Origin of the sequence: Streptomyces griseochromogenes (genome assembly GCF_001542625.1) — a bacterium.
Taxonomy (GTDB): Bacteria; Actinomycetota; Actinomycetes; order Streptomycetales; family Streptomycetaceae; genus Streptomyces; species Streptomyces griseochromogenes.
The window spans coordinates 7,983,171-8,002,560 of sequence record NZ_CP016279.1; the positions used below are offsets into that span (position 1 = coordinate 7,983,171).

Annotated in this window: 21 protein-coding genes; 6 read left to right on the top strand and 15 right to left on the bottom strand. The window is 71.8% G+C overall.

What is annotated here, in order from left to right; translation table 11 throughout:
• Nucleotides 1-169 precede the first annotated feature (169 nt).
• Nucleotides 170-613, top strand: coding sequence for a DUF6314 family protein (locus tag AVL59_RS34510; RefSeq protein ID WP_067318096.1), 444 nt, complete (start codon nucleotides 170-172; stop codon nucleotides 611-613).
• On the opposite strand, the gene AVL59_RS34515 is transcribed toward AVL59_RS34510, so the two are convergent.
• The 3 genes from AVL59_RS34515 to AVL59_RS34525 form a co-directional block, all read right to left on the bottom strand.
• Entirely contained in the window at nucleotides 595-1,188 is a 594-nt protein-coding gene (locus AVL59_RS34515; RefSeq protein ID WP_067312614.1) for a histidine phosphatase family protein, read from the bottom strand. The two genes, AVL59_RS34510 and AVL59_RS34515, sit on opposite strands and share 19 nt — an antisense overlap.
• Before the next feature lie 73 nt (nucleotides 1,189-1,261).
• On the bottom strand, nucleotides 1,262-1,699 hold the full coding sequence (locus AVL59_RS34520; protein WP_067312616.1) for a GNAT family N-acetyltransferase: 438 nt from the start codon (nucleotides 1,697-1,699) through the stop codon (nucleotides 1,262-1,264).
• 46 nt (nucleotides 1,700-1,745) lie between these two features.
• Nucleotides 1,746-3,203: an aminotransferase-like domain-containing protein gene (locus tag AVL59_RS34525; protein WP_208870491.1), complete on the bottom strand. Its 1,458-nt coding sequence runs from the start codon at nucleotides 3,201-3,203 to the stop codon at nucleotides 1,746-1,748.
• Between AVL59_RS34525 and AVL59_RS34530 the strand changes: the two genes are divergently transcribed.
• Together AVL59_RS34530 and AVL59_RS34535 are read left to right on the top strand one after the other, a co-directional pair.
• Entirely contained in the window at nucleotides 3,202-4,113 is a 912-nt protein-coding gene (locus tag AVL59_RS34530; protein WP_079147152.1) for a DMT family transporter, read from the top strand. The genes AVL59_RS34525 and AVL59_RS34530 overlap by 2 nt on opposite strands.
• A gap of 16 nt (nucleotides 4,114-4,129) precedes the next feature.
• Entirely contained in the window at nucleotides 4,130-4,327 is a 198-nt protein-coding gene (locus AVL59_RS34535; RefSeq protein ID WP_067312622.1) for a DUF1918 domain-containing protein, read from the top strand.
• 2 nt (nucleotides 4,328-4,329) lie between these two features.
• Here the strand turns inward: AVL59_RS34535 and AVL59_RS34540 are convergent, their stop codons facing one another.
• The gene (locus AVL59_RS34540; RefSeq protein WP_208870492.1) at nucleotides 4,330-5,574 is read right to left on the bottom strand and encodes a glycoside hydrolase family 10-like protein; all 1,245 of its coding nucleotides are present in this window, start codon (nucleotides 5,572-5,574) and stop codon (nucleotides 4,330-4,332) included.
• Nucleotides 5,575-5,744: 170 nt separating this feature from the next.
• On the opposite strand from AVL59_RS34540, the gene AVL59_RS34545 reads away from it, so the two are divergent.
• Together AVL59_RS34545 and AVL59_RS34550 are read left to right on the top strand one after the other, a co-directional pair.
• Nucleotides 5,745-6,620: a 3-hydroxybutyryl-CoA dehydrogenase gene (locus AVL59_RS34545; protein ID WP_079147153.1), complete on the top strand. Its 876-nt coding sequence runs from the start codon at nucleotides 5,745-5,747 to the stop codon at nucleotides 6,618-6,620.
• A gap of 194 nt (nucleotides 6,621-6,814) precedes the next feature.
• Nucleotides 6,815-7,072, top strand: coding sequence for a hypothetical protein (locus AVL59_RS34550; protein ID WP_067312628.1), 258 nt, complete (start codon nucleotides 6,815-6,817; stop codon nucleotides 7,070-7,072).
• Here the strand turns inward: AVL59_RS34550 and AVL59_RS34555 are convergent.
• The 10 genes from AVL59_RS34555 to infC all read right to left on the bottom strand — a co-directional run bounded on the left by AVL59_RS34555 (nucleotide 7,069) and on the right by infC (nucleotide 17,923).
• Nucleotides 7,069-7,605 (bottom strand): NUDIX hydrolase, encoded by a 537-nt coding sequence (locus AVL59_RS34555; RefSeq protein ID WP_079147154.1) that lies wholly within the window; start codon nucleotides 7,603-7,605, stop codon nucleotides 7,069-7,071. The two genes, AVL59_RS34550 and AVL59_RS34555, sit on opposite strands and share 4 nt — an antisense overlap.
• Before the next feature lie 65 nt (nucleotides 7,606-7,670).
• Nucleotides 7,671-9,011, bottom strand: a complete 1,341-nt coding sequence (locus tag AVL59_RS34560) for a transcriptional regulator (protein WP_067312632.1) — start codon at nucleotides 9,009-9,011, stop codon at nucleotides 7,671-7,673.
• Between the two features lie 166 nt (nucleotides 9,012-9,177).
• Nucleotides 9,178-10,224, bottom strand: a complete 1,047-nt coding sequence (locus AVL59_RS34565; RefSeq protein ID WP_067312634.1) for a PP2C family protein-serine/threonine phosphatase — start codon at nucleotides 10,222-10,224, stop codon at nucleotides 9,178-9,180.
• A gap of 249 nt (nucleotides 10,225-10,473) precedes the next feature.
• Nucleotides 10,474-12,987 (bottom strand): phenylalanine--tRNA ligase subunit beta, encoded by a 2,514-nt coding sequence (gene pheT, locus AVL59_RS34570; RefSeq protein WP_067312635.1) that lies wholly within the window; start codon nucleotides 12,985-12,987, stop codon nucleotides 10,474-10,476.
• Nucleotides 12,987-14,108, bottom strand: coding sequence for a phenylalanine--tRNA ligase subunit alpha (gene pheS, locus AVL59_RS34575; RefSeq protein ID WP_067312637.1), 1,122 nt, complete (start codon nucleotides 14,106-14,108; stop codon nucleotides 12,987-12,989). Before pheS ends, pheT begins: the two co-directional genes overlap by 1 nt.
• Before the next feature lie 128 nt (nucleotides 14,109-14,236).
• A complete protein-coding gene (locus AVL59_RS34580; RefSeq protein ID WP_067312639.1) occupies nucleotides 14,237-15,382 on the bottom strand; it encodes a sensor histidine kinase in 1,146 nt (381 codons plus the stop codon).
• Nucleotides 15,383-15,432: 50 nt separating this feature from the next.
• Nucleotides 15,433-16,293 (bottom strand): TrmH family RNA methyltransferase, encoded by an 861-nt coding sequence (locus tag AVL59_RS34585; protein ID WP_067318098.1) that lies wholly within the window; start codon nucleotides 16,291-16,293, stop codon nucleotides 15,433-15,435.
• 175 nt (nucleotides 16,294-16,468) lie between these two features.
• A complete protein-coding gene (gene rplT / locus AVL59_RS34590) occupies nucleotides 16,469-16,852 on the bottom strand; it encodes a 50S ribosomal protein L20 (protein WP_055492778.1) in 384 nt (127 codons plus the stop codon).
• Nucleotides 16,853-16,953: 101 nt separating this feature from the next.
• Nucleotides 16,954-17,148 carry a 50S ribosomal protein L35 gene (gene rpmI / locus AVL59_RS34595; RefSeq protein ID WP_003977225.1) on the bottom strand — a complete coding sequence of 65 codons (195 nt, stop codon included), beginning with the start codon at nucleotides 17,146-17,148 and terminating at the stop codon, nucleotides 16,954-16,956.
• Between the two features lie 112 nt (nucleotides 17,149-17,260).
• Nucleotides 17,261-17,923 (bottom strand): translation initiation factor IF-3, encoded by a 663-nt coding sequence (gene infC, locus AVL59_RS34600; RefSeq protein ID WP_078630469.1) that lies wholly within the window; start codon nucleotides 17,921-17,923, stop codon nucleotides 17,261-17,263.
• Nucleotides 17,924-18,283: 360 nt separating this feature from the next.
• Here infC and AVL59_RS34605 point away from each other — a divergent pair, with 360 nt between their 5' ends.
• Nucleotides 18,284-18,640, top strand: coding sequence for a DUF1844 domain-containing protein (locus tag AVL59_RS34605; protein WP_067312641.1), 357 nt, complete (start codon nucleotides 18,284-18,286; stop codon nucleotides 18,638-18,640).
• Between the two features lie 15 nt (nucleotides 18,641-18,655).
• Here AVL59_RS34605 and AVL59_RS34610 read toward each other — a convergent pair whose 3' ends face one another.
• Nucleotides 18,656-19,387: an SseB family protein gene (locus tag AVL59_RS34610; protein ID WP_067318100.1), complete on the bottom strand. Its 732-nt coding sequence runs from the start codon at nucleotides 19,385-19,387 to the stop codon at nucleotides 18,656-18,658.
• Nucleotides 19,388-19,390: the final 3 nt, after the last annotated feature.

The following is a 19,390-nucleotide window of genomic DNA, read 5'->3' on the forward strand; positions in this document are numbered from 1 at the left end:
GAGAGCGCTTGCCGCGAGGCCGGGTCTCAGCCCGGTGCGGGTGGTGCGTGACCTGGATACTCCGCGGCTCTCACATTCGTTCGAAATATCAGATGATGGTCAGCACTTCGAACGGCAAGATGGGGAAGGGGTATCAGCGCGTCGACGGGGCGGACAGACAGGGGTGATGATGGGCGAGTTCTGGCCCGTGGCCGACGTCCTCGCCCACCTGGCCGGAGCCTGGCGGGTGGAGCGAACCGTGCGGGATCTGGCGAGCGGGGCCGAGGGGCGCTTCGCGGGCGTGACCGTCTTCGTCCCGCTCGACGGCGGCGGGCTGCTGCACGAGGAGTCGGGCACTTTCACCTGGCAGGGCGCGACGAGGGCCGCGACGCGGACCCTGCGGTTCCTGCCGGGGAGCGTGCGGGGCACGGCGGACGTACGGTTCGCCGACGGGCGGCCCTTCCACGATCTCGATCTGCGGTCGGGGCGGCACGTCACCGATCACCCCTGCTCGGCCGACCTCTACCGGGGCGAGTTCACGGTCGCGGACCCCGACCACTGGCGCACGGTGTGGCGGGTCGGCGGGCCCGCGAAGGACCTGCTGCTCACCACCGACTACGTGCGCGAGGGCTGAGCGAAGACGCCGTCCAGGCGGAGGTTCCAGCGGCCCGCGCGGCCCGTCACCGTGGTCGCCGACAGCGGGCGCACATCGATGTTCCAGTACGTCGAGGGCGGAGCCTTCAGCACGTACACCAGGGCGGCACGGATCACGGAGGGCTCGGCGACGGCGACGATCCGGCCGCCGTCGCCCACCGGGCGTGTGTCGAGCCAGCCGGCGACCCGGGTGATGAAGGCCAGCAGCGACTCACCGCCGTGCGGGGTCGAGCGCGGGTCGGCGAGCCAGGCGTCCACGGCGTCCGGTTCACGGGCCATCGCCTCGCCCAGCGTCAGCCCGCGCCAACGGCCCATGTCGCAGTCGCGCAGGGCGAGCTGGACCAGCGGGGCGTACCCGAGGGCGTCGCCGGTGGCACGGCTGCGCGGGGTCGGGGAGCAGTAGCGCAGCTCGGCCGCCGCCAGCGGCAGCAGGTCCCCGGCGACGCTCTGCACCTCGTCCCAGCCGGCCTGGTCCAGCGGCCGGTCGTCCTGGAAGCGCTCCGCGAGCAGGGGGGAACTGCGCGCGGCCGCGACGAACGTGACCCGAAGTGGCATGCGGTGATGGTGGGCCCCGGGTGTGCGCGGGTCAAGGGCTGCCGACTGTGAGCTACCCGGGGTGTGCGAGCGCTTACTCGAAACCGTGCAGCATCCACTGGTCCGGGCGGTCCAGCGGCCTGAAGCCCAGCTTCTCGTACACGCCGTGCGCATCCTCCGTGGCCAGCAGGATGCGGCGCAGCCCGAAGGGACGCAGATGGTCCCGGACGCGGCCGACGAACGCCGTGCCGACGCCCTTGCCGCGCACCGACGGGTCGACGTACACATCGGCGAGCCAGGCGAACAGCGCTCGGTCGGTCACCACGCGCGCGTACGCCACCTGCTCGCCCGAGGCGATGGCGTACACCCCGAAGTTGATCGAGGACGCCATCGCCCGCTCGTGCTTCTCCCGGGGCCGGCCGATCGCCCAGTACGCGTCGGTCGACAGCCAGCCGTGGACGCGGTCGACGTCGACACGGTCGGTGTCGGCGGAGAACTCGTAGCCGTCGGGGAGATCGGGTGCGTCGCTCATGCGGTGATCATCACAGCGCGGCGGAGCGGCGTCGACCCGGTTTTCCCTACCGGGCGGTCACGGGCCCGCACCGCAGCGCCTCGTCACACGCGACCCGCAGGCGCCGCACTCCCTCCACGATCTCCCCCGTGCCCGCCACCGCCGCGAAGCTCAGCCGGAGGTGGGCCGCGGGCGGTTCGGCGCTGAAGTAGGGGCGGCCCGGGATGAGGGCGACGCCGGCGCGCAGCGCGGCGGCGGTCACGGACGCCTCGTCGGCGCCGTCGGGCAGGCGGAGCCAGAGGTGGTAGCCGCCGGCCGGGATGTGCGGCAGGACCAGTTCGGGCAGGTGGCGGGCGAGTTCGGCGGTCATGACGTCACGGCGGGTCTTCAGCGCGGCCGACAGGGCCCGCAGATGGCGGGGCCAGGCCGGGGAGCCGACGAGTTCCAGGGCGGCCTCCTGCAGCGGCCGGGGGACGAAGAAGCTGTCCACGACCTGGATGGCGCGCAGCCGTTCCAGCACGGGACCGCGCGCGGCCAGCGCGCTCACCCGGAAGCTGGGCGAGGTCGCCTTGGTCAGCGAGCCGACGTGGACGACGACGCCGTCGGGGTCGTCGGCGGCCAGCGGGCGGGGCAGCGGGCCCGAGTCCGCGTGCACCATGCGCCGCACGTAGTCGTCCTCGATGACGAACGCACCGGCGGCGCGGGCGATGCGCAGCACCTCGGCGCGCCGGTCGGGGGCCAGGACGGCGCCGGTCGGATTCTGGAACAGGGGCTGGCAGACGAAGACCCGGGCGCCGGTGGCCCGGAAGGCGTCGGCGAGCAGGCCGGGCCGGACGCCGTCGGAGTCGACCGGAACCGGGACCGGGCGCAGGCCGGCCGCCCGGGCCAGGGCCAGCATGCCCGGGTAGGTGGGCGACTCCACGAGGACCTGGGCACCGGGCGGGGCGAGCGCTCGCAGGGCCGTGGCCAGCGCGGACTGGCCGCCTGCGGCGATCAGCACCTCGGCGGCCGTGACGGACCCGCCGATGCCCCGCGCGAACCACTCCCGCAGCTCCGGCAGGCCCTCCAGCGGGGGCCTGCCCCAGGCGCCCGGCCGCCGTCCGGCCCGGGCGAGGGCCGCGGCCATGGCCCGCTCGGGCTGGAGGGAGGGGTGGGGGTATCCGCCGTTGAACTCCAGCACGCCCGGGGGCGGTGCGGCGAGGCAGACCGTGACCCCGGAGGCGTCCACGGTGCGCGGTACGAGGTCGGCGGCACCGTCGGCGCTCAGCGCGACCTCCTGCCAGGAGGTGTCCCCGGCGGGATCGGCGGCGGGCCGCGGCCGGGCACGGAAGGCGCCGGCGCCGGGCCGGGTGATCACCAGTCCCTCGGCGGCCAGCTGGGCCAGGGCTCGGGAGACGGTCACCGGGCTCACCCGGAACCGCTCGACCAGCGCCCTGCTAGATGGGAGCTTTCCACCTGGGGAGTAGCGGTCCAGCTCCCGTCGCAGCTGTTCCGCCAGTTCACCCACACTGCTACGCTCGTGCATGAGAGCACAGAGTAGCGCTACTAGCACGACGGCGATAGCGGTCCCCGCCTCCCGCGACCACCGGACCCTCGGCACCGGGCAGGCCGCCCTCGGCGTGATCGCCTTCTCCCTCACCTTTCCGTCCACCGCATGGGGCCTGCAGAGCTTCGGCCCCTGGTCGCTGGTGGCCGTGCGCAGCGTCCTGGCGGCGCTCGTCGCGGGTGGCTGTCTGCTGGCGGCCGGGGTGCCGCTGCCCGAACGGCGGCACCTGCCGGGTCTCGCGGTCGTCGCCGGCGGGGTGGTGCTCGGCTTCCCGCTGCTGAGCACGCTCGCCCTGCGGACCTCGACCACCTCCCACGCCGCCGTCGTGGTGGGCCTGCTGCCGCTGACCACCGCCGTCTGCTCGGCCCTGCGCATGGGCCACCGGCCCCCGCGGCGGTTCTGGCTGGCGGCGCTGACGGGTGCGGCGGCCGTGCTCGCCTTCACCCTCGGTCAGGGCGGCGGCGGGCTCACGGCCGCCGACGGCTTCCTGTTCGGCGCGCTGCTGGTGTGCGCGGCCGGGTACACCGAGGGCGGGCGGCTGGCCCGGGTCATGCCGGGCTGGCAGGTCATCGGCTGGGCGCTGGTGCTGTGTCTGCCGCTGAGCGTGCCGGCCGCCGCGCTGGCGCTGTCGTACGAGCCGGTGCGGCTGACCGGGCACGGTGTGGCGGGTGTGCTGTGGGTCTCGGTGGTCTCGCAGTTCCTCGGGCTCGTCGTCTGGTACCGCGGCATGGCGGCCATCGGCATTCCGAAGGCCAGCCAGTTGCAGTTGGCCCAACCCCTGCTCACACTGGTGTGGTCGGCGCTGCTGCTGGGCGAACACCTCACGGCGGCCGCTCCGCTGACCGCCGTCGCCGTGCTCGTCTGCATCGCCGTCACTCAGCGGTCGTGACCGTGAGGAGGGCCTGATGCGCGCAACCGTGGGCGACCAGCTTGTCCAGCACGGCAGGGTGGTCGGTGAACACGACAAGATCGGCGAGATCGTCGAAGTGATGGGCCAGAAGGGCGAGCCGCCGTACCGGGTCCGCTTCGAGGACGGGCACGTGGGCGTCTGCTCCCCCGGCCCCGACACCGAGATCCGGCACAAGGAGATCCGACCCTCGTAAGCTCAGCGCGGTGGCTTCGCCGGCTGCCCGTAGTGGTCGGCGACCACCCGCGCCATCGCTCCGATCGGATCCGCCGCCACGTCCTTGGCGGCGAAGAACACGTGCCCGCGCACCTGCGGACGGGTCGCGGCCAGGGTGAGGTGCCGGGACAGCTCGACCGGGTCCCGCCAGGCCGACGGCTGCCCCTGGGCCCCCGCCCGGTAGAGCGCCTCCCCGATGTACAGATGGGTCTTGGTGCCCTCCGCGACCTGCGCCCACCAGGCGACCAGGGTCGCGTAGTCGGCGGCGGCGAAGCCGATGTGCCAGTACAGCTGCGGCACGATGTAGTCGATCCAGTGGTTGCGGACCCAGGTGCGGGTGTCCGCGTGCAGATCGTCGTACGTCTGCACGCCCGCCCGGGTGTCCGAGCCGCGGGAGTCGGTCGTGGCGTTGCGCCACACCCCGAAGGGGCTGATCCCGAACCGGGTGCCGGGGCGGACCTGCTGGATGCCCGCCGCCATCTCCTTCACCAGCTGGTCGATGTTGTCGCGGCGCCAGGCGGCCCGGCCGGAGAAATCGCCGCCGTACCGGTCGTAGGCGGCGTCGTCGTCGAAGGTCTGGCCCGCGACCGGGTACGGGTAGAAGTAGTCGTCGAAGTGGACGGCGTCCACCGGGTACCGGGCGACCGCGTCGAGCATGGCTCGCCGCACGAAGGCCCGGACCTCGGGCAGGCCGGGGTTGTAGTAGAGCTTCCCGCCGTAGGGCACCACCCAGTCCGGGTGCCGGCGCGCCGGGTGCCCGTCGGCCAGGCGGGCCGGGTCGGCGTGGTTCGCAATCCGGTACGGGTTGAACCAGGCGTGCAGTTCCAGGCCGCGGGCGTGGGCCTCCCGTACGGCCGTGCCGAGCGGGTCCCAGCCCGGGTCCTGCCCCTGGGTGCCGGTGAGGTACTCGGTCCAGGGCTCGTACGGCGAGGCCCACAGGGCGTCCGCGGTGGGCCGTACCTGCAGAATCACCGTGTTGAGCCGGTCACGGGCCGCGTGGTCGAGGTGAGCGATCAGCTCCGCGCGCTGCTCGGCGGGCGTGAGGCCCGCCCGCGAGGGCCAGTCGCGGTTGGCCACGGTCGCCAGCCACACGCCCCGCATCTCGGTGGCCGCGCGTCGCCGCGAGCGCCCCGGATCCGGCCGGCCGGGCGCCGCCGCGGCGCCCTGGGCCGTCGCCAGGGTCGACAGCGCCGCCCACGCGAACGCACGACGCGACATTCGCCCCATCTGCACACCCCCATACGCTCCGGATCCGTGTCGTCACGGATCGTTCCGGGCCCAGGATGCCCCCACCCGGGCGATCGATCATCGATACTTGGCGGTAACGTGCACGATCGGAGCAGGCGCCGAAACCCGGAGGTCCTGCCGAGGCGGAGAACACCAGCGAAGGGGACGATGTGACGGGCATCCCAGGTGGAGACATTGCACGCGTCGGAATCGTGGGCTGCGGCCAGATGGGCGCGGGCATCGCCGAAGTCTGCGCCCGCGCGGGACTGGACGTGAGGGTCGCCGAGACCACCGGCGAGGCCCTGGAGATCGGCCGTACCCGGCTGCACAACTCCCTGGCCAAGGCCGCCCAGCGCGGCAAGATCAGCGAGGAGGAGCGGGACGCCACGCAGGCGCGGCTGAGCTTCACCACCGACCTCGGCGAGTTCGCCGACCGCGATCTGGTGATCGAGGCCGTCGTGGAGAACGAGCAGGTCAAGACGGAGATCTTCCAGGTCCTCGACCAGGTGGTGACCCGCGCGGACGCGATCTTGGCCTCCAACACCTCCTCCATCCCTCTGGTGAAGCTGGCGGTCGCCACCTCGCGCCCCGACCATGTGGTCGGCATCCACTTCTTCAACCCGGCCCCGGTGCAGAAGCTGGTCGAGCTGATCCCGGCGCTCACCACCTCCGAGGGCACGCTCAGCCGCGCCCAGCTGTTCGCCGAGAAGGTGCTCGGCAAGCACGCCATCCGCGCCCAGGACCGCTCCGGGTTCGTCGTGAACGCGCTGCTGGTTCCCTACCTGCTGTCCGCGATCCGGATGTTCGAGTCGGGCATCGCGAGCCGCGAGGACATCGACAACGGCATGGAGATGGGCTGCGCCCACCCGATGGGCCCGCTCAAGCTGTCCGACCTGATCGGCCTGGACACCATCGTCTCCATCGCCAACTCGATGTACGCCGAGTACAAGGAGCCGCTGTACGCCGCTCCCCCGCTGCTGCAGCGCATGGTCGAGGCGGGCCGGCTCGGCCGGAAGACCGGCTCGGGCTTCTACACCTACGGCTGATTACGAAGAGCGACGCCCTACGGGCCCGGCACCGACATCGGTGCCGGGCCCATCTGTTTCACACACCGTGTGCACGCCGGGCACGCATATGCCCTTCGCACACTCTCCCCACGCGCCCACCAGGCGAGTTGACTCCTCATGCGCATGCAAGGGATGCGGAACAACCACATCCGACTACGGAAAGGAGTGGACCCGTGACCGCCGATCCAGAGCATCCCGTGGTCCATGGAGAACTCGCAGAGTTACGGCGCCGCCTCGACGTGGCGTACGCCCAAGTCGAGGGAGGACTCGCCCTGCTCAGTCACCGCGCCAAGGAGACCGCCAAGGAAGTGGACGAGCTGCACACCCGCTTGAGTTCACTGGAACACGCACGCTGGCCACTGCCCTCGGTCGCCGCGCTCACGGCTCTGGGAGCGCTCGTCGTGACGGTCTGGCAGGCGCTGGCCCACTAGGCATCGGCGAGCCTCAGGTGGTGCAGCAGGAGTAACGCGGCCGCCATGTTGGCGGCCGGGACCTCCCCTCGGGCGATCAGGTCGGGGACGACTTTGAGCGGGACCCATTCACGGCGGTCCGACTCGAAGTCGTCCACGGGATGTCCGATGTACTCGCCCCGGTCGGACCAGTAGATGTGGTGCCGGGCGTCGGTGAGGCCGTTGGACGGCTCCACGCTCATGAGGTGGTGCAGGGGTCCCGGCCGCCAGCCGGTCTCCTCCTCCAGTTCCCTGGCGGCCGCGCTCGCGATGTCCTCGCCGTCCTCCACCACACCCGCGGCCAGTTCCCAGCCCCAGCTGTCGGTGATGAACCGGTGGCGCCACAGGAGCAGGACCTCGTTGGCCTCGTTGACCACCGTGGCGACGGCGACCGGCCGCAGCCGGATCAGGAAGTGGTCGAGGTGCCGGCCGTCCGGCAGCTCGACATCTGCGAGATTGACGCTGAACCAGCGGTTTTCATACACAGTTTGTTCGTTCTGTTTCGTCCACTGCACGGTTCTGCCACCTTCCGCCGAGTAAGTGGCAATATCGCAGCAGGGACTGCGTACCTACAGTGCGCCTACAGCGGTACGCGCAGTGCACCGTCGATGAGTTCGGCGGCCTCGGCGGTTCCGGCCGAGCCGCAGCGCACCAGGTGCTCGCGTACCGCGCGGAGTCTGTCGCGCAGGCGCTGGGACTCCATCCCGCGGGCCTGCTCGGCCATCTGCACGGCGGTGGCCACCGCGTTGTCGGCGTTGCCCTGCCGCAGTTCGATCGTGCTGAGCATGGCGAGCCGGTGCACCCGTCCTCGGTCATGGGCGGGGTTGTCGACCGCGGCCGCCGCATGCTCCCGCGCTGCGGCGAGTTCACCGAGACTGAGCAGCGCCTCGGCGACCTGGACGTTGACCAGGCCGGGCTGGACGTAGCCGGTCTCGTCGGGCTCGTACCCGCGCCGGATGCGGTCGGCGGCCGTCTCGGCCCGGCGGATGCAGGACAGCGCGCTGCTGCTGTCGCCGAGGTGGGCGTACGCCTTGGCCTGCATCGCGTACAGGTCGGAGGCGAGGGCCGGGGTGATGTGCCTGCCCGCGGCGCGCAGCGCGGCCTCGGCGAAGGCCACGGCCTGCCGGTACTCCCGCATGAACAGCGCCTGGTTGACCAGCAGCGCGATCACGTAGGCCCCGAGGCCCCGGTCCCCGCTGGCCTTGGCCAGCCTGAGCGCCTGGTGGAAGTAGCGCTGGGCGAGACCGTGCGCGTCGGAGTCGTACGCGCAGATGCCCGCGATCGCCACCAACCCGCCGGTGGCGCGGTGCAGTTGGCGGCCGGTGGCGTCGGTGTAGCTGCCGCGCAGCAACGGCGCGGCCTCGGCGTTGAGGAAGCCGACGATGCGGGTGCGGGTCGCGATGCCGCCGGCCTTGCGGTACATCTGCTCGTAGTGGGTGCGGGCGGCGCGCAGCATCTCGATGTCGGCCGCCGTGACCCGGTGCCGGCCGCCCCGGGAGACGTCCACGTCCTCGGGCGGGTTCTCCCACTCCCACACCGGCATGACGGCGGGGGTACCGGTGACCGCGGGGGCGCCGAGCACATGTGGGCGCTGCTGTTCGTCGGAGCGCCACAGCGCGGTGGCCCGTTCCACGAAGCCGGAGAGCGAGCCGGCGTGCGGGGTGCTGGGCTCGCCCGGCACCCCGAGTCCGATGTCGTCCAGGGTGACCGGGCGGCGCAGTCGTCCGGCCAGCACCTCGCAGATCAGGTCGGGCACCTGGCCGCGTGGCCGTTGACCCTTCAACCACCTTGCCACGGCGGTGTGTTCGTAGCGGAGCGTCAGACCCCGCTTCCGGCCCGCCTGGTTCACATGGGCGGCGAGACCGGCGTGCGAGATCCCCGCCTCGTCCAGGATCGCGTCGAGCAGAGTGTTGGGCTGCATGGGATTGCCCCCCGGGTGGCCTGGTGCCGACAGCGTAGTGCGTCCGCTTTCACACGGGGTGTGAACGGAGTGCCCGCATCCGCAGTGTGTGCACGCTGTCGCGGAGAGTGGTGTGCCGGTTGACTGAAATCCCTCGCAAGAGGCCGGCCAAGCCGTCGGCTCCCCCTCAGAAAGCGGCGGCTTGGCCGTTTCCGTCCCGCGCCCCTGACAGTTCGGCGCTTCTTCGGCCGTTCCGCAGGACCAGTACCGCCACGTCGTCCGATGGCCGGCCCGCCGTATGGCGCAGGAGGGCCGTGAAGACCGTGCGGAGGACCTTCTGAGCCGTCACCGGGTGATCGTGTACGGCCTCGCCCAGTGCCGTGGGCAGGGAGAAGAAACGGCCGTGGGCATCTCGGGCGTCCTCGGCTCCGTCGGTGAACAGGACCAGGGAGTCTCCGGGGAGCAACTGCCCGCAGGGGTGCGTCTCCAGCTCGGCCGGCAGCGGGAAGGGGCCCAGCGGCGGGAGTGGATCGGCTCGGGTGAGCGGCTCCACCCGGGTGCCGCTGAGCAGATACGGCCAGGGATGCCCGCAGTTGAGGGCGCGCAGTTCGCCCTCGTCGCCGATTTCCAGGAGCAGAACGGTGACGAACTCCTCGGCGACCGGATTGTCGGGCTCCTGGGTGCCGCTCGACGGGTGTTCGGCACGGGCCCGCTCGCGCAGGTGGCGGGCCAGGGCGCGCTCCAGTCTGCGCAGCACGGCGCCGAGTTCGGGCTCGTCGTGCGCCGCCTCGCGGAAGCTGCCGAGCACGGCGGCAGCGGTGCCGAGGGCGCCGATGCCGTGGCCGCGTACGTCGCCCATCACCACCCGGACCCCGTGTTCGGTGGCGACCGCCTCGTACAGATCGCCGCCGATCGTCGCGCCGTGGTCGGCGGACAGCTGGGCCGCGGCGACGTTCAGACCGTCGACGCGAGCCGGCAGGGGCCTGAGGACCACGCTCTGCGCGGCGCCGGCGACCCGGCGGGCCTGCCTCAGTTCGCGCAGCAGGGCGCGACGGACATGGACCATCAGTCCGGTGCCGACGGCGAAGAACACGGCGCTGGTGACGATGCGCGCGCCGAGCCCGTGCTGCTGGGCGAGCGGGCAGCCGAACTTGTAGCCGACCGCCGTGGCTCCCCAGACCGTGGGCAGTACGGCTCCCCGCGCGGTGGGTGCCCGCGCCTTGATGCGGATCATGCCTCTGGTCCCCCAAGTGGGCCCTGACAGAGCAGACGGACCGACCCCGAAAGGCCGGTCCGATTCTGTCCAGAGGCATGGCCCGGAAGGGCCAGATCACCTCTGATTCCCACCCGAACGAGTGAGCACACCCCGGCCAACCCGCATTTATGCAGCTGACGGCAGGGTCGGCATCCTGGGGGCGCGGGAAACCGCGCGGCCGGCCACGACGAAGCCGCAGCCGGCCGACAGCAGAACCCCCGAGGGCGACTAGCCCCTCAGAACCGCACCGGTCCGCTCGCCCGCAAGGGCAACAGCAGCATCCCGGGCAGCCGAGGCCTCGTCCACGGTCAACGTACGATCCCCCGCCCGGAAGCGGAGCGCGTACGCCAGCGACTTCTTCCCCTCGCCAAGCTGCGCGGCATTCTCGTACACGTCGAACAGCCGGATGGACTCGAGCAGTTCGCCCGCGCCCTCACGCAGCGCCGCCTCGACCTGAGCGGCCGGCACCGGCTTGTCGACCACGAGGGCGACATCCTGCGTGGCGACCGGGAAGGCGGAGATGCTCGGCGCCTGCGGGACACCGTCGCCCACCGCCTCCAGCGCGTCCAGGTCCAGCTCCATCGCGCAGGTGCGCTCGGGCAGCCCCAGGGCCTTGAGGACACGCGGGTGCAGTTCTCCCGCGTGGCCCACGACCTGCTCCGTGCCGTCGGCGACGACCACCAGCTCGGCACAGCGGCCGGGGTGCCAGGGACCGTACTGTCCCTTGCGCACCACCAGGTCCGCGCCGGCCTCCTGGGCGACGGTCCGCGCCGCCTGGACCGCGTCGGCCCACCCGGCCGGACGGCCACCGCCCCACCAGCCGGCCTGCTCGCGAGCGCCCGTGAGGACGGCGGCCACGTGCCGGGGCTGCTCGGGCAGCGCCCCGTTCAGCGAAGCGATCTCCTCGTCGGTGGGACGCCGGTCGACGGGCAGGTGCCCGCCGGCGCGCCGCTCCTCGCGCGGCTGGAAGACCAGGCCCGTCTCGAAGAGCGCCAGGTCGTGCGAGCCACGGCCGTCGTTGCGCCGCAGCGCACCCAGCAGGCCCGGCAGCAGCGTCGTACGGAGCGCGGGCTCCTCGTCGTTGAGCGGGTTGACCAGCTTCACGACGCGGCGGGCCGGGTCGTCGGCCTCCAGGCCGAGCTGGTCGAAGACCTGCTCGCCGACGAACGGGTAGTTCGGCGCCTCGACATAGCCCGCGCCTGCCAGGGCCCGGCCGACCCGGCGGTGCAGCCGCTGGCGGTGGGTCAGGCCGCGGCCCGAGGGGAGCTTGGGCAGCGTGGAGGGCAGGTTCTCGTAGCCCTCCAGACGGATGACCTCTTCGGCGAGGTCGTTGGGGTCGGTCAGGTCGGGCCGCCAGGACGGGACGGTGACGATCAGCTCGTCCTGTCCGTAGACGTCGCAGCCGATCTCCTGGAGGCGCCGGACGACGGTCTCGCGGCCGTAGTCCACACCCGCGACCTTGTCCGGGTGGTCGGCCGGGACGGTGATCGTGTGCGGGGCGGAGGGCGCGATGATCTCGGTGACGCCGGCCTCGGCGGTACCGCCCGCGAGCAGCACGAGCAGGTCGACGGTGCGCTGGGCCGCGGCGGAGGCGGCCTGCCGGTCGACGCCCCGCTCGAAGCGGCGGGAGGCCTCGGACGACAGCTTGTGACGACGGGCCGTACGGGCGATCGAGACCTCGTCGAAGTGGGCCGCCTCGATGACCACGCCGGTCGTGGCGTTCTCGACATCGTCGTGGTCGGCGATCTCCGTGTTCGCGCCGCCCATGACACCCGCGAGGCCGATCGGGCCCCGCTCGTCGGTGATGACGAGGTCCTCGGCGTGCAGCCCCCGCTCGACGCCGTCGAGGGTGACGAGCTTCTCGCCCTCCGCGGCGCGGCGCACGCCGATGGTGCCCTGGACCAGGTTCCGGTCGTAGGCGTGCAGCGGCTGGCCCAGCTCCATCATCACGTAGTTCGTGACGTCGACGGCGAGCGAGATCGGGCGCATGCCGACCTTCTGCAGCCGGCGCCGCAGCCAGATCGGGGAGCGCGCCTCGGGGCTCAGACCGGTGACGGTGCGGGCGGTGAAGCGGTCGCAGCCCATCGGGTCGGAGACCTGGACCGGGTAGCCGAAGGCGTTCGGGGCCGGTACGTCGATCAGGGCCGGGTCGCGCAGCGGCAGGCCGTAGGCGATCGCGGTCTCGCGGGCGACGCCGCGGATGGACAGGCAGTCGCCGCGGTTGGCGGTGACGGCGATGTCGATGACCTCGTCGACCAGCTCCAGCAGCTCGATGGCGTTCCTGCCGACCTCGGTCTCCGGCGGCAGCACGATGATGCCGTGGTTGCCGTCGTCGCCCATGCCCAGCTCGTCGCTGGAGCAGATCATGCCGTGGGACGTCTTGCCGTAGGTCTTGCGGGCGGCGATCGAGAAACCACCGGGCAGCGTGGCGCCCGGGAGGACCACGACGACCTTGTCGCCGACCGCGAAGTTGCGGGCGCCGCAGACGATCTCCTGGGGCTCGCCGGTGCCGTTGGCCTGGCCGACGTCGACGGTGCAGAAGCGGATCGGCTTCTTGAACTCCGTCAGCTCCTCGATGGTCAGCACCCGGCCGACGACCAGCGGGCCCTTGAGGTCGGCGCCGAGCTGCTCGACGGTCTCGACCTCGAGCCCGGCCGAGACGAGCTTCTCCTGGACGTCGCGGCCGGATTCCGTCGCCGGCAGGTCGACGTACTCCCGCAGCCAAGAAAGCGGGACCCGCATCAGATCTCCATCCCGAACGGCCGGGTGAACCGGACGTCACCCTCGACCATGTCTCGCATGTCTTCGACGTTGTGGCGGAACATCAGCATCCGCTCGATGCCGAACCCGAAGGCGAAGCCGCTGTACTTCTCCGGGTCGACGCCGCAGGCGGCGAGCACCCGCGGGTTGACCATGCCGCAGCCGCCGAGCTCGATCCAGCCCTCGCTGGAGCAGGTACGGCAGGGCCGGTCCGGGTTGCCGACGGACTCGCCGCGGCAGACGTAGCAGACCATGTCCATCTCGGCGGACGGCTCGGTGAAGGGGAAGAAGTTCGGGCGCAGCCGGGTCTTCATGTCCTCGCCGAACAGCGACTGGACCATGTGGTCCAGAGTGCCCTTGAGGTCGGCCATGGTCAGGCCCTCGTCGACCGCGAGCAGCTCGACCTGGTGGAAGACCGGGGTGTGCGTGGCGTCCAGCTCGTCGGTGCGGTACACGCGGCCGGGGCAGATCACGTAGACCGGCAGCTCGCGGTCGAGCAGGGAGCGGATCTGGACGGGCGAGGTGTGGGTGCGCAGCACGACACCCGACTCGCCGGTGCCGTCCGGGCCCTCGACGAAGAAGGTGTCGGCCTCGCCGCGGGCCGGGTGGTCCGGGCCGATGTTGAGCGCGTCGAAGTTGAACCACTCCGCCTCGATCTCGGGGCCCTCGGCGACCTCGTAGCCCATGGCCACGAAGACGTCCTCGATGCGCTCCGAGAGCGTGGTCAGCGGGTGCCGGGCGCCCGCCGGGACGCGGTCGTGGGGCAGTGTGACGTCCACGTCCTCCTCGACCAGCACACGGGCGTCGCGCTCGGCCTCCAGCTCGCCCTGACGGGCGGCGAGGGCCTTGTTCACGGCGCCGCGGGCCATGCCGACGCGCTTGCCGGCCTCGGCTTTGGCGTGCGGGGGCAGGGCGCCGATCTCGCGGTTGGCGAGGGCCAGCGGGGAGGCCGGGCCGGTGTGGGCGACCTTGGCCTCGTGGAGCGCGTCGAGGGAGCTCGCTGCGGCGAAGGCGGCGAGCGCCTCGCCCTGCATGCGCTCGATCTCTTCCGGTTTCAACGCCTCGACCTCGACAGGGTCGTACGACTTATTGGGTGCCGACATCTCTTCCCGTGCTTCCGATTGGCTGGCGGATGGTCCCCGTCACCGACTCGCGAGGGCCGCGTGAAGGACACAAAGGTGCCAAAGGCCGAGTCTAACGGGGCGGAGGTGTACGAAGAGCCCGTGGGCCGCTAGGCGAGATACGCCGGGGCCGCCACGGGCAACGTAAATCGGAACTCGGCGCCGCCGCTGGACGCGCGGCCGACCGTGATGGTGCCGCCGTGGGCCTCGACGATGCCCTTGACGATATAGAGCCCGAGGCCCGTGCCGCCGCGCTTGCTGCCCCGCCAGAAGCGGGTGAAGACGCGGTTCATGGATTCCTCCGGGATGCCGGGCCCTTCGTCGCTCACCGTGACCGACGTGCCGGTTTCCTCGCCTTCGCGCGGGGATGCCGAGGGCGTGATGTCAATGGTGACAGTTCCCTCGCCGTGGCGCACGGCATTTTCGACGAGGTTGCTGAGCACCTGGTCGACCTTGTCGGGGTCGGCCCACAGGGCGGGCAGCGGCTGCTCGATGCGCAGCAGGAAACGGTCGGCGGGCTGTCCGGCGGCGACGTAGGCCTGGATGTGCCGGCCGACGGCCGCGCCGATGTCGACGGGCTGGCGGCGCACCTCCAGGCGCCCGGAGTCGATGCGGGAGATGTCGAGCAGCTCGGCGATGAGCCGGGTGACGCGGTCCGCGTCGGCGTCGACGGTCTCCAGCATCAGCCGCTTCTGGTCGTCGGTGAAGCGCTCCCACTTGGCGAGGAGCGTGGCGGTGAAGCCCTTGACGGAGGTCAGCGGCGAGCGCAGCTCGTGGGCGACGGTGGCGATCAGCTCGGCGTGGCTGCGTTCGGTGCGGCGGCGGGCCTCGGTGTCGCGCAGGGAGACGATGACGCGGTGCACGGGTCCGAGGGGCGCGGTGCGCACGTACCGCGCGCAGACCAGTACCTCCCGCCCCCCGGGGAGCAGCAGGTTGCGCTCGGGCTGCCGGACCCGGATGGCGAGGCCGCCGTAAGGGTCGGTGAGCTGCCACCAGCGCCTGCCCTCCAGGTCCTCCAGGGGCAGCGCCTTCTCCAGGTGCTGCCCGAGGGCGTCGGCGGCGCTCAGGGCGGTGATGCGTGCGGCGGCGGCGTTGAAGCAGATGACCCGGCCGTGCTCGTCGGCGACGACGAGGCCGTCGGGCAGCTGGTCGGGGTCGAGGCCGAGGCCGGTCTCGGTGCGGTCGCCGTGCCGGGGCGCGGGTGTGCGGCGCACGTCCCGCCCGTCCGGCGCAGTGCTCGTGCCGACCACGCTCATCCCCGTACCCCACCTCTCAGCCGGCGCAGGGCCCCGAGCTGGTCACCCTACTAGCTCTCGGTGACGGAACGGCACCCTGTGCGGGCGCGCTGTGCACGGGCCGATGCATACAGACATACGGCGGCGGCCGTGGCGAGGTTCAGGCTCTCGGCCTTCCCGTGGATGGGGACGCGTACGACGGCGTCGGCGAGGTCGCGGGTCTCCTCCGGGAGCCCCCAGGCCTCGTTGCCGAACACCCAGGCGGTCGGCCCGCCCATGGTCTGCTCGTCCAGCTCCTCGTCCAGGTCCCGGTCGCCGGCCCCGTCGGCCGCGAGGATCCGCACTCCGGCGTCCTTCAGCCCCGCCACGGCCTGCTCGACGGGCACGCCGACGGCGACGGGCAGATGGAACAGGGAGCCCACGGAGGCGCGTACGGCCTTGGGGTTGTACAGGTCCACGGAGGCGTCGGTGAGGACGACGGCCTCGGCGCCCGCGGCGTCGGCGCAGCGCAGCACGGTCCCCGCGTTGCCCGGGTCGCGGACGTGGGCGAGCACGGCGACGAGCCTCGGCCGGGCGGCGAGGATGTCCTCGAAGGGCGTGTCCAGGAACCGGCAGACCCCGACCAGTCCCTGCGGGGTGACCGTGGTCGAGATGTCGGCGATGACCTCTTCGGAGGCGAGGTGGACACGGGCGCCCGCTTGCCGCGCCTCGCCGATGATGTCGGCGTAGCGCTCGGCGGCCTCCACGGTGGCGAACAGCTCGACGAGGGTCGCCTGCCCTCCGGCCCGATGCCCGGCGGCCTCCCGCACGGCCTGCGGCCCCTCCGCGAGAAACAGCCGGTCCTTGCCCCGGAAGTTCCGCTTGGCGAGCCGCCGGGCGGCGGCGACACGGGCGGACCGGGGGGAGATCAGCTCGGGAGTGACGGGGGGCATCTTCTTCACCTTCGGGAGAGCTTCAGTTTCGCGCCCCGAAGGGGCGCGGGGAACTGCGCGGCCAGCCCCCACCGGCCCACAGCCGAAACGAAGGCTGAGGGCCCCAACAACAGGACCCGCAAGCCATGACAGCCTGCGGGTCCTTCAGTCACGTCGGCCTAGAGCCAGCGCGGCGTCACGCAGCCTTGGGCGCGTTGACGTCCGCCGGCAGCGCCTTCTGCGCGACCTCGACGAGCGCGGCGAACGCACCGGCGTCGTTCACGGCCAGCTCGGCCAGGATCTTGCGGTCGACCTCGACGTTCGCGGCCTTCAGACCCTGGATGAAGCGGTTGTAGGTGATGCCGTTCGCGCGGGCAGCGGCGTTGATGCGCTGGATCCACAGCTGACGGAAGTCGCCCTTGCGCTTCTTGCGGTCGTTGTAGTTGTAGACCAGCGAGTGGGTGACCTGCTCCTTGGCCTTGCGGTAGAGGCGCGAACGCTGACCGCGGTAGCCGGAGGCCTGCTCGAGGATCGCCCGGCGCTTCTTGTGGGCGTTGACTGCCCGCTTGACGCGTGCCACTTGTTAACTCCTTGTAGCGGGGTCGTGGGGGTACACACACGACCCGGAAACGACTGGGTCCCGGTCCTGGCGTACGGCGCTCGGATTCAAGCGCCGGTACGTCACTTGCCGAGAAGCTTCTTGATCTTCGCGGCGTCGCCCGGGGCCATCTCGGCGTTGCCGGTGAGGCGACGCGTCACGCGGGACGACTTGTGCTCAAGCAGGTGGCGCTTGCCGGCGCGCTCACGGAGCACCTTGCCGGAGCCGGTGATCTTGAAGCGCTTGCTGGCACCGCTGTGCGACTTGTTCTTCGGCATAGCGCCGTATCTCCTCGTCGGGTGGCGCTCCGGTGCCCGGTCACGAAAACCGGGCACGGTGGAGCGTCGCTCTTCTATCAGTTACATCCTCGGGGACTTGCGTCCCGCGGGATCACGCCTCGGCGGGCTCCTCGGCGGACGCCTCAGCCTCGGCAGGGTTCTGCGACCGACCGGGGTTCGCCTTCGCTTCCGCCTTCCGGGCTTCCTGCGCCTGGCGGGCCTCGGCCATGGCCTCGGTCTTCTTCTTGTGCGGACCGAGGACCATGATCATGTTCCGGCCGTCCTGCTTCGGGTTCGACTCGACGAAACCGAGGTCCTGGACGTCCTCCGCGAGACGCTGCAGCAGTCGGTAGCCCAGCTCGGGCCGGGACTGCTCGCGACCACGGAACATGATCGTGATCTTGACCTTGTCGCCCTGCTTGAGGAACCGGACGACGTGACCCTTCTTGGTGTCATAGTCGTGCGGGTCGATCTTCGGCCGGAGCTTCATCTCCTTGATGACCGTGTGCGCCTGGTTCTTGCGCGCCTCACGGGCCTTCATGGCCGACTCGTACTTGAACTTCCCGTAGTCCATGAGCTTGCACACGGGCGGACGGGCGTTCGCCGCGACCTCGACCAGGTCCAGGTCGTACTCCTGCGCAAGCTCCAGTGCCTTAGCGAGCGGGACGATGCCCACCTGCTCGCCACTGGGACCGACAAGTCGCACCTCGGGAACGCGAATCCGGTCGTTGATGCGGGGCTCGGCGCTGATGGATCCTCCTCGGTAGCACCACACGGCGGTCTGGCGGACAGCCGCGTACGTCTCTTTTCGTGAGACCTAACCGCGCCGAAGCACAAAAAATGCCCCGGACGATCACAGGCGGGGCTCCCAAAGCAACCGGAGCACCGTCGCGAAGACCGCGGGGCGCGCATCGGGCGACTCCATCGTCCGTACGGAACGATGGTGGCCGCCTGACCGGAAGACCCGCCGTCCCGGAGGACAGTCAGGTGGGAGATCGGAGCCTCCACTTGTGGGCCGGACACAGTCATGTCCGGCCGGTCGCCCACCAGATTAGCAGGATCGCTTGACAAGGGCTAATTGAGGCCGGGTGGGCCTGATGAAGGCACCCGCACGCCCTCGCCTATCGTGTGGGGCATGAGTGAGACCCCTCCTGAGAACACCGACTTCGACGCGATGACCCGGGACATCGCCGAGGTCCCCGCCGTCGAGGTGATCGTGACGGTCGCCGTCAACCTGATGAGCGCCGCCGCCGTGAAGCTCGGGCTGACCGAGGAGGGCGACAAGTACAAGGACCTGGACGAGGCCCGCAAGCTGATCACCGCGCTCGCCGGTCTGCTGGACGCGAGCGCGACCGAGATCAGCTCGTTCCACGCGGCGCCGCTGCGCGACGGCCTGAAGTCGCTGCAGCTGGCCTTCCGCGAGGCGTCGATCGTGCCGGACGAGCCGGGCCAGGGTCCGGGCGAGAAGTACACCGGGCCGGTCTACGGCTAGCCGACGGGGGTATTTTCACCCCCGTACGTACAAGGGCTCGCCCGGAGGGGTGGTCCCGGCCGGCAGCAGTGCCAGGTCGAGGCCCCGCACCAGGCGGGCCCTCAGCGTGTCGTCGGCGGCCAGCCGCTCGGCGACCGCGCGGGCGGCCTCGGCGGGAGCGGCGGCCGGGTCGAGAACGAGGGCGAGGGTCCCGTCGGCCCGGCCGGGCCCGAGGTGGGCGCGCAGCACGGCGGGCTCGGCGGCCACGGCCGCGCGCACGGCCTCGACGACGGCCGGATCGGCGAGCGGGTCGGTGCTCGTGCGGCCCTCGGCGAGGGCGACCAGCGTCGGACCGGTCAGTTCGAAGGGCACCGGTCCGGCGAGGTCGAGCACGACCGTGTCCGCCTTCTCGTGCGCGGCGGCCTCGAGCGCCTGGTGCACGGGTACGGCGACGGGGCGGGCCGCCGGGTCCCAGCGGGCCAGGGAGTCGGTGGAGGTGAAGGCGGGCAGGGCGGTGCGGTCGCCGGCCTTCAGGGTGGGCACGGCCATGTCACTGGTCTTCTCGCGCCGCAGCCCGTTCTCGTCCTCCTCGACCTCGCCGAGCACGGCCACGACGGGAACCAGCAGCCGGGCACCCTTCAGTGCCTCCAGGACCGGGCCCACGGCCGTGCGGTCCTCGGCCCAGGCGGCGAGCGCGGCGCTCAGCCGGGGGTCGGCGGAGCCGTCGTCGTCGGAGAAGCCGGGGTCGGGAATGTTCTTGTTCGCCACGGT

Excerpts from the sequence above, each read along its gene's own strand:
- AVL59_RS34580 (WP_067312639.1), bottom strand. The coding sequence starts at position 15,382 with ATGAGCGTGGTCGGCACGAGCACTGCGCCGGACGGGCGGGACGTGCGC.
- AVL59_RS34605 (WP_067312641.1), top strand. The coding sequence starts at position 18,284 with ATGAGTGAGACCCCTCCTGAGAACACCGACTTCGACGCGATGACCCGG.
- AVL59_RS34560 (WP_067312632.1), bottom strand. The coding sequence starts at position 9,011 with ATGCAGCCCAACACTCTGCTCGACGCGATCCTGGACGAGGCGGGGATC.
- pheT (WP_067312635.1), bottom strand. The coding sequence starts at position 12,987 with ATGCGGGTCCCGCTTTCTTGGCTGCGGGAGTACGTCGACCTGCCGGCG.
- AVL59_RS34540 (WP_208870492.1), bottom strand. The coding sequence starts at position 5,574 with ATGGGGCGAATGTCGCGTCGTGCGTTCGCGTGGGCGGCGCTGTCGACC.
- rpmI (WP_003977225.1), bottom strand. The coding sequence starts at position 17,148 with ATGCCGAAGAACAAGTCGCACAGCGGTGCCAGCAAGCGCTTCAAGATC.
- AVL59_RS34520 (WP_067312616.1), bottom strand. The coding sequence starts at position 1,699 with ATGAGCGACGCACCCGATCTCCCCGACGGCTACGAGTTCTCCGCCGAC.
- AVL59_RS34530 (WP_079147152.1), top strand. The coding sequence starts at position 3,202 with ATGAGAGCACAGAGTAGCGCTACTAGCACGACGGCGATAGCGGTCCCC.
- AVL59_RS34510 (WP_067318096.1), top strand. The coding sequence starts at position 170 with ATGGGCGAGTTCTGGCCCGTGGCCGACGTCCTCGCCCACCTGGCCGGA.
- AVL59_RS34585 (WP_067318098.1), bottom strand. The coding sequence starts at position 16,293 with ATGCCCCCCGTCACTCCCGAGCTGATCTCCCCCCGGTCCGCCCGTGTC.
- AVL59_RS34535 (WP_067312622.1), top strand. The coding sequence starts at position 4,130 with ATGCGCGCAACCGTGGGCGACCAGCTTGTCCAGCACGGCAGGGTGGTC.
- AVL59_RS34515 (WP_067312614.1), bottom strand. The coding sequence starts at position 1,188 with ATGCCACTTCGGGTCACGTTCGTCGCGGCCGCGCGCAGTTCCCCCCTG.
- AVL59_RS34565 (WP_067312634.1), bottom strand. The coding sequence starts at position 10,224 with ATGATCCGCATCAAGGCGCGGGCACCCACCGCGCGGGGAGCCGTACTG.
- AVL59_RS34525 (WP_208870491.1), bottom strand. The coding sequence starts at position 3,203 with ATGCACGAGCGTAGCAGTGTGGGTGAACTGGCGGAACAGCTGCGACGG.
- pheS (WP_067312637.1), bottom strand. The coding sequence starts at position 14,108 with ATGTCGGCACCCAATAAGTCGTACGACCCTGTCGAGGTCGAGGCGTTG.